The sequence below is a fragment of the Catellatospora coxensis genome, assembly GCF_016862635.1.
GTDB lineage: Bacteria > Actinomycetota > Actinomycetes > Mycobacteriales > Micromonosporaceae > Catellatospora > Catellatospora coxensis.
In genome coordinates, this window is the sequence record NZ_BONI01000014.1 from 65,695 (window position 1) to 80,481 (window position 14,787).

General features: G+C 72.2%; 11 protein-coding genes. 5 read left to right on the forward strand and 6 right to left on the reverse strand.

Annotation, left to right across the window (positions count from 1 at the left end; genetic code table 11):
* The first annotated feature begins 198 nt into the window (after positions 1 to 198).
* The 3 genes from Cco03nite_RS10295 to Cco03nite_RS10305 all read left to right on the forward strand — a co-directional run bounded on the left by Cco03nite_RS10295 (position 199) and on the right by Cco03nite_RS10305 (position 4,150).
* The gene (locus Cco03nite_RS10295) at positions 199 to 981 is read left to right on the forward strand and encodes an aminoglycoside adenylyltransferase family protein (protein WP_203691612.1); all 783 of its coding nucleotides are present in this window, start codon (positions 199 to 201) and stop codon (positions 979 to 981) included.
* Between the two features lie 148 nt (positions 982 to 1,129).
* On the forward strand, positions 1,130 to 2,554 hold the full coding sequence (locus Cco03nite_RS10300; RefSeq protein WP_203691614.1) for a serine/threonine-protein kinase: 1,425 nt from the start codon (positions 1,130 to 1,132) through the stop codon (positions 2,552 to 2,554).
* Between the two features lie 378 nt (positions 2,555 to 2,932).
* Positions 2,933 to 4,150, forward strand: a complete 1,218-nt coding sequence (locus Cco03nite_RS10305; protein ID WP_239167267.1) for a pectate lyase — start codon at positions 2,933 to 2,935, stop codon at positions 4,148 to 4,150.
* A 69-nt stretch (positions 4,151 to 4,219) separates the two neighbouring features.
* On the opposite strand, the gene Cco03nite_RS10310 is transcribed toward Cco03nite_RS10305, so the two are convergent.
* The 6 genes from Cco03nite_RS10310 to Cco03nite_RS10335 form a co-directional block, all read right to left on the reverse strand.
* Positions 4,220 to 4,831 carry a DUF4240 domain-containing protein gene (locus Cco03nite_RS10310; protein ID WP_203691616.1) on the reverse strand — a complete coding sequence of 204 codons (612 nt, stop codon included), beginning with the start codon at positions 4,829 to 4,831 and terminating at the stop codon, positions 4,220 to 4,222.
* Positions 4,832 to 4,906: 75 nt separating this feature from the next.
* Complete coding sequence (locus Cco03nite_RS10315; RefSeq protein ID WP_203691618.1) at positions 4,907 to 5,212, reverse strand: MTH1187 family thiamine-binding protein; 306 nt, start codon at positions 5,210 to 5,212, stop codon at positions 4,907 to 4,909.
* A gap of 88 nt (positions 5,213 to 5,300) precedes the next feature.
* The gene (locus Cco03nite_RS10320; protein WP_203691627.1) at positions 5,301 to 7,538 is read right to left on the reverse strand and encodes a DEAD/DEAH box helicase; all 2,238 of its coding nucleotides are present in this window, start codon (positions 7,536 to 7,538) and stop codon (positions 5,301 to 5,303) included.
* Positions 7,510 to 8,841, reverse strand: a complete 1,332-nt coding sequence (locus Cco03nite_RS10325) for an ATP-binding protein (RefSeq protein ID WP_203691629.1) — start codon at positions 8,839 to 8,841, stop codon at positions 7,510 to 7,512. Before Cco03nite_RS10325 ends, Cco03nite_RS10320 begins: the two co-directional genes overlap by 29 nt.
* The gene (locus tag Cco03nite_RS10330; RefSeq protein WP_203691631.1) at positions 8,838 to 12,380 is read right to left on the reverse strand and encodes a tellurite resistance TerB family protein; all 3,543 of its coding nucleotides are present in this window, start codon (positions 12,378 to 12,380) and stop codon (positions 8,838 to 8,840) included. Before Cco03nite_RS10330 ends, Cco03nite_RS10325 begins: the two co-directional genes overlap by 4 nt.
* A gap of 285 nt (positions 12,381 to 12,665) precedes the next feature.
* Positions 12,666 to 13,334 carry a ComEA family DNA-binding protein gene (locus tag Cco03nite_RS10335; RefSeq protein ID WP_203691639.1) on the reverse strand — a complete coding sequence of 223 codons (669 nt, stop codon included), beginning with the start codon at positions 13,332 to 13,334 and terminating at the stop codon, positions 12,666 to 12,668.
* 293 nt (positions 13,335 to 13,627) lie between these two features.
* On the opposite strand from Cco03nite_RS10335, the gene Cco03nite_RS10340 reads away from it, so the two are divergent.
* A complete protein-coding gene (locus Cco03nite_RS10340) occupies positions 13,628 to 14,011 on the forward strand; it encodes a hypothetical protein (RefSeq protein ID WP_203691641.1) in 384 nt (127 codons plus the stop codon).
* A 134-nt stretch (positions 14,012 to 14,145) separates the two neighbouring features.
* Positions 14,146 to 14,772 (forward strand): 4a-hydroxytetrahydrobiopterin dehydratase family protein, encoded by a 627-nt coding sequence (locus Cco03nite_RS10345; RefSeq protein ID WP_203691643.1) that lies wholly within the window; start codon positions 14,146 to 14,148, stop codon positions 14,770 to 14,772.
* Positions 14,773 to 14,787: the final 15 nt, after the last annotated feature.

Below are 14,787 nucleotides of genomic sequence, written 5' to 3' on the forward strand. Positions count from 1 at the left end.
GGTGCCGCGCGGGTCCGCGCGTGGCGGTGTCCAGGCTGTCGGTTCGCGGGCGGTCCATATAGGCGTTGTCTGCCAAACCCTGCTGAACCTTCGATGATCACTGCGCCGGCAGGCGGCGAACCGGTTCGCCCGGCGAGCGCGTCAGGCGCGGGCCAATCCCGTTGTCCGGGCCACCCGGGCTGGCTAGCATCCCTGGCCATGATCAGTCAGCAGGCCCACGACGTGGCGGCGCTGGTCCGCGCGGTGCTCGGCACGGATCTGATCGGCGCCTACCTGCACGGTTCCGCCGTGCTCGGCGGCCTGCGGCCGCGAAGTGACGTCGACGTGCTCGCGGTGTCGCGCCGCAGCGCGACGCCCGAGCAGCGACACCGGCTCGTCGACGGCCTGCTGGACATCTCGGGACGCCGTGCGCGACGCGGACCCGACCGGCCCGTCGAGCTGATCGTCGTCGTCCTGGCTGACGTGCGCCCGTGGCGATACCCGCCGACCTGCGACTTCCTGTACGGCGAGTGGCTGCGCGACCGGTACGAGCGTGGCGAGCTGCCGCAGCCCGCGCCGAGTCCCGACCTCGCGCCGCTGCTCACGATGGCGCTGGCGGGCGACACCCCGCTGTTCGGGCCGCCGCCGGCGGACCTGCTCGACCCGGTGCCGCCGGCCGATCTGCGCCACGCGATCGTCGCCGGGATTCCGGGCCTGCTCGCCGACCTCGCCGACGACACCCGCAACGTCGTTCTCACCTTCGCCCGGATCTGGGTCACGCTCGCGACGGGGGAGATCCGGTCCAAGGACGCGGCTGCCGACTGGGCGATGGCGCACCTGGCGGCCGAGCATCAGCCGGTGCTGGCACACGCGAAGGCGATCTACGTCGGGCAGGTCGCGGAAAGCTGGGATGACGACCTGTTCGCGCGGGTCCGGCCGGCCGTCGACCAGGTCTTGGTGGAGATCGACCGGCTCACGCCCGGCGGCCGCGGTTGGGAGTAGCCGGCTCGGCTCGGCCGCCGACGGCCGATCAGGTCGTACGCAGTGCCGCGTCGTCCGGCGCTTCTCACTATGCGATCGCGGCGGCGGGGTGTCGGGGCGCGGCGCTATCGTCGGCGGGCGACCCGAACGGCGAGGAGCGAGGCAGGTCATGCACAGTCCAGGAGCGCTGCTCGGGGGTCGTTACCGGCTGGAGGGGCGGATCGGCGCCGGCGGCATGGGTGAGGTCTGGCGGGCGACCGACACGGTGCTCGGCCGGGTCGTCGCGGTGAAGACCGTGCTGCCCGCGCTGCTCGACGATCCCGGGTTCGTCCGCCGGTTTCTCGCCGAGGCGCGCGCGATGGCCGGCGTCCGCCACCGCGGCGTGGTCACCATCCACGACTACCACGGCGACGGCGGTGGCGCGTACCTGGTGATGGAGTACGTCGAGGGCGAGCCGCTGTCACAGACGCTGGCCCGGCAGGGCCGGCTGACCGTCGAGGCCACCCTGGCGGTGGTCGCGCAGATCGCCGAGGCGCTGCAGGCCGTGCACGACGGGCGCATCGTGCACCGCGATGTCAAACCCGGCAACCTGCTGGTATGCCGCGACGGCACCGTCGTGCTGACGGACTTCGGCATCGCCCGCGCGCAGGACCACACGGCGCTGACCACGCCGGGCGGCATCCTGGGCACACCGTCGTATCTCGCCCCGGAGCAGGTGCTCGGCCGGCCCGCCGACGCGCGTAGCGACGTCTACGCGCTGGGTGTGGTGGCCTACGAGTGCTTGGCGGGACGCCGCCCGTTCACCGGCGAGAATCCGTTCGCGGTGGCCATGCAGCGGGTGGCGCAGCCGCCGCCTCCGCTGGGACCCGATGTTCCCGCGCCCGTGGCCGCCCTGGTCGAGCGGGCACTCGAGGTCGATCCCGAGCAGCGCTGGCCGTCGGCTGCCGCGCTGGCCGAGGCCGCCCGCGGCGTGCTGGGCGGCGCGTCGCCCGCGGTGGCGGCACCGTCCCGGGGTCCACACGCGAGCACCGGCGTCGGTCCGGGCCGCTCCGGCAGGATTGCCGCGCTCCGGCGGATCCCGGTGCTCGCCGCGGCGGCGGTCGCGCTGGTCGTGCTCGTGGGCGGCGGGCTGGCCGGCTGGGCGGTGTGGGGGGACACGGGTCCCCGGTGGGCGGCGCCGGACGGGTCCATCACCGATCAGCGGGTGCCCGCCGGGTATGTGGCGTGCGGCGCGGCCGCCTGCCCGCCCGCGCCCGAGTGCTGGGGCGGCCTGACCCTGTCTGGCGGCACGGCGCACCGGCCGAGGCGGATCACCTGCGATCAGCCGCACTACTGGGAGACGGTCGTCGTGGGGGCGCTGCCGGACGGGGCGGAGTTCGTCGGTCAGGAGGAGCTCATGAAGCGGGCCGATGTCGCCGCCCTCTGCTCCGCGCAGGCCGTGGCGCAGCGGACCCGGGATGGTTCGGCCACCGTCGGCTGGCGGCGCGAGGCCTGGCCGATCCAGGTCGACCGGGACACCTGGCTGCTGTACTGCCTGGCCGGCCGGCCCGAGGGCGGCGAGACCACCGGGTCGGTGTTCGAGGCGGCCGGCTGATCGAACAGCGCTGTGCGGCCGGATTGCTGGAACATCCAGCCCACTGAGAGTAACCGCCGTCGGGTTCGCCCGTCCTTTGTGCTCAGCTCCGTTCCCGGCTTCGTTTCGCCGGCCGATGCGCTGCTGACCTCGTCAGCCAGGGACGACTGAACGACGCGGAAAACGGGAACGCTCCCACCATCGAACATCTCCTATTGACCAGTCCTGGTGGATGCCCTACGGTACGGCTTGGTAAGCGCTTACCCGGTTACGCACCGTCCCTGCACCTCTCCCATCCTCATTCCCCGAATTGGATCATCGGCGGACCCTACGGAGGAACCCATGCAAGCAACACCCACCGCCCGGAGGCGGCGACCGCGGCTACGCCTGACACTCGCGATGGCCACGGTCGCGACGGTCGTCGGCGGCGTCGCCCTGGCCTCGATGATGCCGGCGTCGGCCGCCACCATCGACACCAGCGCTTACTACCAGCTGGTCAACGTGTTCAGCGGCAAGGCGATCGAAGGCAGCGGCGGCGCTGTCGTGCAGCGCACGTCGGACGGCTCGGCGTCCAACCAGCAGTTCCAGTTCCTCGACATGGGCAGCGGCTACTACCGCCTCAAGTCGAAGGCCAGCGGCAAGGTCATCGAGATCGCCGGCAGCAGCACCGCCGACGGCGCCACCGTCCAGATGGCCTCCGGCGCCGGCAGCACCGCGTACTACCAGCAGTTCTCGCTGCTGGACAACGGCAACAACGTGGTCCGGTTCAAGAACCGCAACAGCGGCAAGGCCCTCGACGTGTGGGAGTGGTCGTCGGCTGACGGCGCCCGGATCTCGCAGTACCAGGACCTCAACGGCACCAACCAGCAGTTCCGCCTCGTCAAGGTGGGCAGCGGCGGCAACCCGACGCCCGCGCCCAGCCCGACCGGCGGCAGCGGCGGCCCGAGCACCACGTGGCCGTCTTCGGCCGGGTCGGTCAGCATCTCGGGCACCGTCAGCGTCTCCGGCACCTTCGACGGCGGCATGAAGACCTACTGCTGCATCGGCGACGGCGGCCAGGGCGAGAGCCAGGACCCGATGTTCAAGCTGGCCAACGGCGCCACGCTGCAGAACGTCATCCTCGGCTCGCCCGCCGGCGACGGCGTGCACTGCGAGGGCACCTGCACGCTGCGCAACGTGTGGTGGAACGACATCGGCGAGGACGCCGCCACGTTCAAGGGCACCGGCGGCGGCACGTCGTACGTCATCGGCGGCGGCGCCCGCTCCGGCAGCGACAAGGTGTTCCAGCACAACGGCAACGGCACCGTGAGCATCAGCAACTTCTACCTGAAGTCCGCCGGCAAGCTGTACCGGGCCTGCGGCAACTGCTCCAGCTCGTACCAGCGCAACGTCAAGATCGATAATGTGATCCTGGACGACATCGACATGGTCGCCGGGATCAACAGCAACTGGGGCGACATCGCGACCATCACCCGGGTCACCCTGATCAACAGCTCCAGCGCCACCGTGTGCGGCAAGTACAAGGGCGTGCCCAAGGGCAGCGAACCCTCCTACCTCGGCGAAGGCTGGAACGACAGCAACTGCAAGGTCAAGGAGAGCGACATCACCTACCGGTAGGCCGGTGGTGCCGGTCTGAACGGGCACTCACCCAGGCGGCGTCCACCGATCGGCGGGCGCCGCCTGCTCCTACGTCGAGCTTGTCGCAGTGCGGTCGGTGCCGAGCCTGCGTATCGCGCGGTCATAGAACAGCGCACCGAGGCGCGGCAGCACCGCGAGCATCCGGTCCCGGTCGGTCCGCTTGATCGGGCGGCCGGCGGGGAGCGGGACACGGTCTCGTCTCACCTGGTACTGCCGACGTTCCAGCTCGTACCAGAGGCCATCCTCCTCGGTTCCGGTGACGCGGTCCCAGGCGCGTCCGGCGACGTTGAGGAACTCCTCGCAGTCGGCGAGGTCGTCGCCTGTCGCGGTGACGGCCGTCGCGGCGGGCACGTCGGCGAGGCTGTCGGGGTCGGCGAGCGCGGCCTCGTAGACCGCGCGGCCTTGCACGAGCAGCCAGTTGCGGAAACAGAGGAACAGGTCGTCGGAGTCGTACCCGCCGTTGATCAGGAAGCAGGCAGCCCGTAGGTCTTCGCGGTACGCTCCGTGTTCGAAGCGGTCGTGCAGCTGCGCGAAGTCGGCGATCTCCTGGGCCGGCAGCCAGCTGAGCGTCCTGGCGACGATCGCCGGAACACCGGTCCAGTCACCGCTGCAGCGCCGCCTGGCACCGCCGATGACCGCCCAGAAACCGTCAACGTCCATCGTCGCCCCGAGACCGGACCAGGTTCCGGCCGGTCCAGCGTTCCCATGTGATGTCCACGCGCGCAGCTCGGCGGGTCAGCCGGCGGCGAGGTGGCGTTCGACCGTGGCGACCTTGGCGTGCAGCGCCCCGCTGACGCCGTCGCGCCAGTCCAGCTTCAGCACGACGCCCACCCGTGGCGACTTGGCCTTGACCGCCTCGGTGGCGGCCTTGACCACGGCCATCACCTCGTCCCAGGACTCGCCTTCGACGGTGGTGAACATCGCGTCGGTGTGGTTGGGCAGGCCCGAGGCGCGAACCACCCGGACAGCCTCGGCGACCAGGGCGCCGACGTCCTCCCCGGCGCCGACCGGTGAGACGGAGAACGCGACCAGAACCGACATGATCACGACGTTACCAGGGTCGACATCGCGGCCTGCGGCAGCCGCGGCGCGGACCCGCACGCCCGCGACCCTGGGACCCGCCGGTCAGTCAGCGGGCGATCTCGAGCAGCGACTCCCAGGCGCCCGGCACGTCCAGCGCTCGTGCCGCGTAGGCGCGGTCGAGCAGGTCCTGGCTGAGGTACTCGTCGTACTTGTCGTGCCGCTTGTCGGCCGCGGCTCGGGCGAGCTCCAGCGGGTCCGGGTGCGGCATGGCCGCGAGCTGCTGCAGCACGTCATGTATCCGATCAGGTGTGCGGGACTGGACGGTGAGAGCCGGTCCGGTCGCCGCCACCTCGAGTCCCTGGCCGGCGAGCAGGATGGTGAGCGTCGTCATGATCCGGTCGCCGCGCCACGGGTAGATCAGCGTCTCACCGCCCCAGGTGAAGATCCTGGACTCGGCGTGCCCCTGCTGGTGGAACGCGTCGCGGCCTTCCTGGAACAGCCGCCGCGCGGCACGGTCGAGGTAGCGCGGCACGTCCTCGGACAGGTAGAGGCCGCGCATGGCCTGGCGTACCGCGTCGGTCACCTCGGGGCCGCCACCGCCGAGGAACCTGGGCGCCTGCCCGCCGGCGGCGGCGGTCAGTTCGATGACCCGCTGCCGGTCCTCCACGTTCAGGACCTTCCATCGCCGTCCGGCGAAGACCAGCAGCGACCCGGCCATGATGCTGGGATCGACGGGCATGGACCCGATCGTCTCGCCGCCCGCGACGAGCCGGAATTCGGCGCGGGTGTGGAAGGCCGTGAAGAATCCGTAGTGGTTGATCAGCTCCTCGCCGCGGCTTCCGGGCAGCAGCCGGCCGTCGGCGTCCTGCATCAGCAGCTCATGCTGCCCCATGGTGCGCAGCAGCTCGGCGAACGTGGCCTGGTCGACGGTGGTGAAGGGGCCGTGCGCGCACAGCGCGCCGTGCAGCTGCCGCGCCGCGACCCCGCCGTGCTGGGCGGCGACGGACAGGATCTGCTGAACGAGCGTGGACAGGTGCGGGCTGCCGGGATCCGGTAGCTCGTAGCGGCCGCCGAGCAGCATCTCGATGACCGCGCAGGTGTGGAAGAGCTCCGTACGCAGCCGGTCGGCGGGTGTGGCGTGGCCGGTCGGTTCCGGTTCGGACACGTACACCCGCAGCACCGCGTCGCTGCCGTCGCGGCGTCCGGAGCGGCCCAGGCGCTGCCGCAGCGCGGCGACGCCGGCCGGCGCGCCGATCTGCGCGACCGAGGCCACCGCCCCGATGTCGACACCCATCTCCAGCGTCGACGTGCACACCGCGGTGACCGGCGCGGAGTTCGCCTTCAGCCGGCTCTCGACCTGCTCGCGAAGCTCCTTCGACAGGCCGCCGTGATGGGGCACGAACTCCTGCGGCACCCCCGCGTCCGCGCACAGCCGGTTGAGCAGGTCGGTGTAGGTCTCGACGTCCCGGCGGCTGTTGGCGAAGACGAGGTTGTTGGCGCCGCGCAGCGTGCCGAACAGGTGCGCGGCGATCGCCGCCGCGTTCTGGTCGCCGCGCCTGCTGCTCCGGCCGAGAGCCGGGTCGGGTGCGGTGAAGGTGTAGCCCTTGACCTGCAGGCTTATCTGCGTGCCCGCCTCGGCGGACTGGACGATCTCCACGCGGGCGCCCGCGCCGGGTCGGAGGAACTCGGCCGCGGCGGTGAAGTCCCCGAGCGTCGCGGACAGGCCCACCCGGGGGACGCGGCGCCGGATCGCGAGTTCGATGCGGTGCAGGAGCGACTGCAGCTGGGCGCCGCGCTCGGTTCCGAGGAACGAGTGCATCTCGTCGACGACGATGTAACGCAGGTTGCCGAACAGCTTGGCGACCTGCGACCCGCGGTTGACGAACAGCGCCTCGACCGATTCGGGCGTGATGAGCAGGACGCCGTCGGGGTCGGTGAGCGCGCGGGACTTGTGCGCGGCCGCGACGTCGCCGTGCCAGGGGTGGACGGGCACGCCGAGGCCGGCGCAGAGGTCCTCCAGGCGCTGGTGCTGGTCGTTGATGAGCGCCTTCAGCGGGCTGAGGTACAGCGCGCGTACGCCGCGCGTCCGCTGCCCGTGCCGGTCGTCCTCGGCCAGCAGCGCCGAGCAGATCGGCAGCCACGCGGCTTCGGTCTTGCCGCCGGCGGTGGCGGCCGCGACGATGACGTCGGTGTCGCCGGCCAGGATCGGCCCGGTCGCCTTCTCCTGGGCGTCGCGCAGGCGCCGCCAGCCCTTCTCGTAGACCCACTTCTGGACGCCGGGGTGGAGCAGGTCGTAGGCGCCGGCCGGGGCGCCCTCAGAGCCGGAAGGTGGCCAGCTCGTCATCGCTGCCGTCCGTGTCGGCGTCGATCGGGTCCAGGTCGGGATTGCTGTCGGCGGCGATGGCGACGCCGCCCAGCAGGACCCGCCAGTCCTGGCCGGGGTTCTGCTCCAGCACCGCCAGCAGGTCGAGGAACGCCTTGATCGTGTTACGCGGCGTGCGGAAGTAGGCGTCGCCGACACGGTCGGCGCAGTGCCGCATGAACGCGTGCAGCCCGTCGTCGGGCAGCAGGTACGCGGCCTGGTCGCCGCCGGAGTACACGTGCCGCAGGTTGCTCAGCAGGACGTAGAAGTCCTCCGGGGTCAGGTTGGCCAGGCGCAGCACCGGCCCGGAGTGGTCGACGAGCCCGTCCCGGGCGAACGTGTTCTCCGTCAGCCGCGACTGCAGCGCCTGGTAGGAGTACAGGCCACGGCGGGTGTCGGTGAGGAACTCGGGGGTGCCGGCGAACAGGAACCCCAGGTGCGACGCGGAGCCCTGCATGCTGTCGTTGATGATGCGCAGGATCTGCTCGTAGTTGGCGTTGCGGGCCTGGGTGCTGGACAGCTTGTACAGGTTGACCATCTCGTCGAGGCACACGAGCAGGCCGTCGTAGCCGGCCATCTCCACGAACCTCGACAGCAGCTTGAGGTGGTCGTAGAAGCTGTGGTCGTCGACGATGGTGCGCACGCCCAGCGCCTGGCGCGCGTCGGTCTTGCTCGTGAACTCGCCGCGCAGCCACCGCACGGCGTCGTTCTTCAGCTGCTCGTTGCCGCCGTCGTGGCCCTGCCAGTACCGCTGGACGACGTCGGCGAAGTCATAGCCGCCGGTCAGCTCCGACAGGCTGTCGAGCCGCTGGCGCATGACGGCCTGCGGTCCCTGCCCGGAGTCGCGGGCCTGCGTCAGGACCTGGGACACGAATCGCTCCACGACCGAGGCCATCGCGCCGCCGTCGGGTTTGGCCCGGGTGGCCATGTTGCGCATCAGCTCCGCGTACAGGCTTCGGGCCTGGCCGGAGGTGGCGTGCAGCCGACGGCTCGGCGACAGATCGGCGTGCACCGTGACCAGCCGCTTCTCCATCGCGATGGACCGGATCAGGTGCAGGAAGAACGTCTTGCCCGAGCCGTAGTCGCCGATGACGAACCGGCTGCCCGCCCCGCCGTCGGCGACGCGGTCGATGTCGGCCAGCAGCGCCCTGATCTCGGTGTACCGGCCGACCTGGATGTGCTGGTGCCCGATCCGCGGCACGACACCGGCCCGCAGCGACTGCAGGATCGCGTCGCGCTCACGGGGACGGACACGGGTCGGGGTGGTCACCGGCTCGCTGCTCATCGGCCTGCCTCTTTCAGTACGTATTCGTTGATCACAAGCTCGTCGTCGCCGTCGAGGATCGCGTCGTCGACCGCTTCGTACGCGGCCTCGTTGAGGACCTCGATCGCTCCGGCGGGCATCAGGCCGTGCCGGGCGGCCAGCCGGTCGAACTCGGCGCGCGGCCACGAAGGCCGGGTCAGCAGCTCCGTCAGCAGCGCGGCGTGTGCCGCGTCCAGGCCCGCCAGCGGCACGGCCACGTCCGGCACGGCGGCGGGTGCGGGCGCGACCGGCCGCGCGGCGACGGCGGGCTGGGCATCGTGCTCGGCGAAGATGCTGGTCAGCAGGGCGGCCACGCTGGCCGTCTCGTGCAGCTTCGCGGCCAGCACCTCGGCGTCCAGCCCGGGTACCGCGCGATGCCTGCGGTCTGCGGCCGGGCCGGCGGTGACGGGGCGCGCCGGTGAGACCGCGGGGTTCGCCGCGGGCGGCGGCACGGCCACCGGGCCGGCCGGTGCGGGGGAGTCCGGGGCGACCTGGGCCGTTGCGACGCCCGTCAGCTGGTCCAGCTCGTCGGCGAGCAGGGTGGGCGGCAGGCCGATCAGGTCGTAGATCTTCCGCAGCGTCACCACCTCTGGCGGGGAGATGACACCGTCGGCCGCCGCGACGGCCACCAGGAACCGTCCGATCTTCTCGGACTGGTCCCGGGTCAGCCGCGCGAGCCGGTCCTTGATGCCCGCGAGGCGCGTGCCGCTCGCGATGAGCCACTGCAGGTGGGCCTCCAGGCGCACCTGCTCGGCCCTGGTCAGGTGCAGGCCGGTACGCAGGTGTGCGATCAGAAGTTCCTGCTCGTCGGCGCTGATGTCGCCGTCGGCGGCGCTGACGGTGACCGCGAGCCGCAGCAGCGTCGCCGCCGCGGTGTACGCGCCGCCGGTCGCCGGAGCGGTCTCGTCTTCGGCCCGGAACAGCACGACCACGTCGGTGAGCTCCGCCCGGCTGGTACGCGGGTCGGGCTCGATGCCGAACCCGAGCTGTCCCAGCAGCCGCAGCAGGACGCTGATCCCGTCCATGCCGCCTTCGGGCCACAACCCGTTCAGCGTGCCCGCGTTGACCAGCGCGTGCTGCCGGCCGTCGAGGCGCTTGTCGGCCCACCGGCGCAGGGCCGCGACGGCGCTGTGGTCATCGCGGACCAGCTCGCGGGGCAGCAGTGACACGGCCGTCAGGGTTTCCGGGCGGTGCGGGTTGGCGTCCAGCCACCGGTAGTACGGCTGCAGGTCGGCGTGGGCGGACCGGGCGAGTTCGGCCAGGTGCGCCACGGGGATGGGGGAGTCGAACACGTCGGGCCAGCCCGCCAGCGTGAGCTGCTGGCGCGGCGCGGCCGGGTTGGCCGGGCGGTAGGGCAGCGAGACGTGTTCCAGTTTCGGATTGACGCGCATCCCGGCTGCGAACTGCTGGGTGTAGCGGATGCGGAACAGCTCGTCGAACCGGTGGACGTACCGGGTGCCGCTGGAGCCGAGATAGACAGCCGGCTGGTGGCGCGCCCAGGTCAGTGCCCAGTCGGCGGGCACGGGCGTGCCTGTCGCGGCGTACGCGGCCAGGGCCAGCCGCAGGCTCAGCGGAGCCGAGCCCCGCTCGGCGGACACGGCGATCGCCCGGTGCGGCAGCTGCGCCGTGTCGCGGGTCTGCAGCGCCCGCAGCAGCAGCAGGAACCGGGCGGCGTGCGTCGCGAACGGCCGGTCGCCGCCGTACTCCGCCAGCAGGTTCAGCACCTGATCGGTGATGTGCGCCAGATCCGCGGCGGGGTCCGCGGCGGTGGCGAGGTCGAGCAGGACCCGCCGCTCCAGGCCGTACAGGAACAGGAAGGCGAAAGCCGTCGGCGCGTCGGGGTAGCAGCGTCCGTCGCCGAGCCAGGTCAGGTATGCGGCGCGGGCACCGGGCGTGAGCTGCGCGTAGCTCGGCACGTGGTACGGGCTGGTGCCGCTCCAGTCGGGCCGGCGGTAGTCGACGGGCAGCGCCGGGTCGATCAGGGACGGCTCAGCCATCCCGTCGGCGAACAGGCCCTGCCCGACATACACCAGGCCGCCGTTGATCGTCAGGAAGCCGACCTGCACCGGCTCGCCACCCGGCACCCACCGGGCCGGATGCGCGGCCGGCGGCACCGGCGTGCGGGCGGTGGCCCGCGCGGCCACCGGTGCGGGAGGCGTCTGCGGCGCAGGCTCGGCCAGGGGCAGGCGCGGCAGCGGCGCGGCTGCGGGCGGCGCGGGCGCCTGCGGGGTCGGCGGATGCGGCACCGGCGCCGGTGCGAGGCGCGCCGGCGCAGGGGCTTGTGCCACCGGCACGGGCGGTGCCGCAGCCCGCTTGCGTCCCCGGCTGGTCGTGCGGGCCAGCATGCCCCAGACCAGCGCGACGGCCGACACCACGATCCACACGATCTTCACCACGTCCTGGGCCGTGTGGCCGCCGAAGACGCCGTTGTCGGGCGGCACGATGGTCAGGAACAGCCAGACCACCCCGAAGAGGATTCGCCCGAAGCCCGGAGCCTTCCGCAGGTCGGCGGCGCGCGGCGCGGAACCGGCCCCGGGGACCGGCACCGGCGCCCACCTCGACTCCTTCCAGGCCCACCGGCCCCAGGCCAGCAGGTAGCCGCCCACCAGCAGCGAGACGATGCGCATCGCGATGTGCTCGGGGCTGCCGTCCAGCAGGTCGCTCTGCTGGAACAGCGGTGCCAGCGGTGCGCCGATGAGCACGATCCCGAGCAGGCACCGCATCAGGCCGGGCGGGACGTCGTCGCTCGGCTTGGCCGCGCCGCGTTCGGCCTCGGCGAGCAGAGCGAGGTATTGGTCCTGGTGGCGGTGGTAGTCGTCCCACACCTGCTCGGTCACCGTCAGGGCCGACATCCGGCCGTGCGCCGACAGCACCGACTCGACGGCCGGACGCAGACCCGCCGATCCCATCGCGTCGGTGACGGCCGCGAGCGCGGCGTCGTCGTCGGCACGGTTCGCGGCCGAACGTCCGATCCCCAGCCGGCGGGTCGCCGCGCGGCGGGCTCCGGCCAGGTGCCCGTTCAGCGCGGTGCGGACGTCGCGCGCGGCAGGAAGGACCGGGCCGAGCTCCTGCCGGTGGTGCTGCAGCCGGGCCAGCTCCAGCAGCAGCGCGGTGTCGAGCGGCGTACGGCGTGCGGCGTCCGGTCTCGGGTCCACCTGCGCGGCGACCACCTGGGCGAGTGCGGTGATCGCCGCTCTGGTCTGCGCTGCGGTCGCCGGCCCGACGCCGCGCAGGCTCTCGAGCCGGTCGCGCATCTTCATCAGCTGACCGACGGTGTAGAGACCGGCCGCGTGATACGGCTGCGTGCGCAGGCCGTGGCCGGCACTGGTGGCGCGCAGGTCGCCGATCAACGTCGCGTCGAGGCGCCCGTCGGCGAGACACCTGCGCAGTTTGGCGGCGGCCTCGCCGATGCGGGCGAGGGCTTCCTGCTCGCCGGTCAGCAGTGCGTGGGCGGCATCGCGGGCGGCCTTCGCCCGTGCCACGACGGCACGTCGCTCCCGGCCGGAGACGGCTCTGCCCACGTTCACCTCACCTGTTGCTGGATGTCACCCGCCACGTAGGTGACGGATCTTTGCATCCGCGGCACGTCGCGCGTGGACCCGGTGTGCTCGGCCGCTGGGCTGACAGGGCCTGGCACCTGCGCGGTCAACGGGTGGCCGAAGGCATGAAGCGGCCCAGGCCGGACCTGATCATCGGTAGCCGCATCCGCATGAATCACCGTCCGCCGCCGGAGCGGGTCGCGCTGTGCGGTCGGCCGCATTCGCCCGGTTCCGGAGCGGGAACCGGACGGGCTCGGCGCGACGGCGTCAGCCGCGCGTGATGACCACGAGCATCGGCAGCAGGCGCGTGTACTCGTGCGGCGCCAGCTGCGCGGCGGCCGCGAACTCCTCGACATAGCCGAACCGGCCCCGGCTGTGCCGCTCGGCGAGGACGCGCTCGGCCCGTGCGGCGTCGAAGAAGGGCAGCCCGGCCAGCTGCTCGGCGCTGACCGTGTTGACGTCGACCATGCCCGCCGGTGGGGGCGTCGCCGGGACCTGCGGTGGGAGCGGAACCGCGGGCGGGCTCGCCGGCGGTGCCGCGGGCACCGGGCCGCCAGGCCAGGCGGACGCGACGGCCGGGGTCGGCTGGTGCCGCGGACGGGGCGTGGGGTCGGCCAGCCACTGCAGCCACAGGACGTTGACCACGATGCTGTGGATGACGCTGCCCAGCCAGCCGGCGATGAACAGGGCGACCCCCAGCGCCTTGGCGGGGGTGTCCGTCTCGAACCCGTCCCGCAGCGCGAACGAGAGGACACTCACCCCGAGGTAGCCCAGACCCGATACCCACCAGGCCGTGCGCCGCGCCAGCAGCCCCACGTACAGGAAACCCAGCCCGCCCAGGCAGGAGCAGCCGAACAGCGGCAGCAGCAGCCACCAGCTGTGCAGGACATACCAGCGCACCGTGCGTACGAGGTGCCGGACGGGCAATGCGGCCATGGGGCTGAGGCGAGGGTTGGTCGGCATCGAAGGCTTTCTGCGCGGTGCGCTGTCGCCGGGTCGGATGTGCGTTCGGCTGTTCAGACCGGGGGTGAAAAGCTGCGGCCGTCCAGCGACGGGGCTTGACCGCGCACGAGGACGCGCGACACTCGCCGAGCGTCAGTGCTGATCATGGCGGGCACCATACCAACCACGGCTCGCCTCGGCTCGTCAGCCGGTCGCCCGTATGGAGACCAGCGCTTCGGCCGGCCTCGCGCTCGGGGTGAGGCCGTCGCTGTTTGTACGATTCGCGGATGCCTGTGCAGAGCATCCTTCTCCGCTTCTCCTACTTCGAACACGACTGGATCGAGGAGGACATCGACGGGCCGGAGGCAGCCGAGGCGATCCTGCTGCGGGTGGCGTCCGAAGGCGACTGGTTCGAGGTCGACGCTGCCGCGCCGGACGAGTTCGCCACCCTCGATGCGCTCGCCGAGCGGGCCGAGCAGGTCGTCGCAGGAGAGTGGAGGATGCCCGTGGCGGCCGTCCGGATGCCCCTGGACCGGCTCCGTTCGATCATCGCCGACGGCGGCTGGACGTTCGCCGGCGGCGGGTTCGCGGAGTTCGTGGGCAACAACCAGGACACCTCGATGCTGGTCAGGCTGGTACGCGACGTGCCGGATCAGCGCAGTTCGAGCTGAACGCCGTCCTCGGTGAGGGCTTGGACCAGGTCGTCGAAGGTGACCGCGGGCAGCCGGCTCTTCCGGTCGTAGCCGGGGACCAGGTGGGTCGGCAGCTGTGCCTTCCTGCTGATTGTGGTGTTAGCTTCGCGGCCATGACCGAGCGGATCTCGGCCGCGCAGTTCCATGCGGCAGACGGCGTCGACGACTGGCGCGTCCTGTACCACCTGGTCTCGGCCCACTTCCGGACCGGATCGCTCGCCGACGGCGTCGCACTCGTCGACGAGATCGGCCGGCTCGCCGGACCCGCCGAACCGCAGCTGCGGGTCGATCTGCGGCCTGCGGGTGTCACGGTGAGCCTGACGGTCCGGGACGTCGCGCTGGCCCGCAGGATCTCGGCCGCCGCGAAGGAATTGGGGCTGCCGGCCGATCCGACCGCCGTCCAGCTCGTCAACGTCACGATCGATGCACTGGTCGGCGCGGACGTGCTGCCGTTCTGGCGTGCGGTGCTGGGCTACGGCCAGATCGGCGACGACTACCTGTCCGACCCGCGAGGCCGTGGCCCGGGTGTCGGCTTCCAGTGCATGGAGGCTCCGCGCCCGGAGCGCAACCGCGTACACCTCGACGTCGCCGTGCCGCACGAGCAGGCCCAGGCGCGGGTCGCCGCCGCGCTCGCCGCCGGAGGCCGCCTGGTTACCGCCGAGCACGCGCCGAAGTGGTGGGTGCTGGCCGATCCGGAAGGCAATGAGGTCTGTGTCGCCACCTGGGTCGGCAGGGAGTAGCGCAGTGGGCCCAAG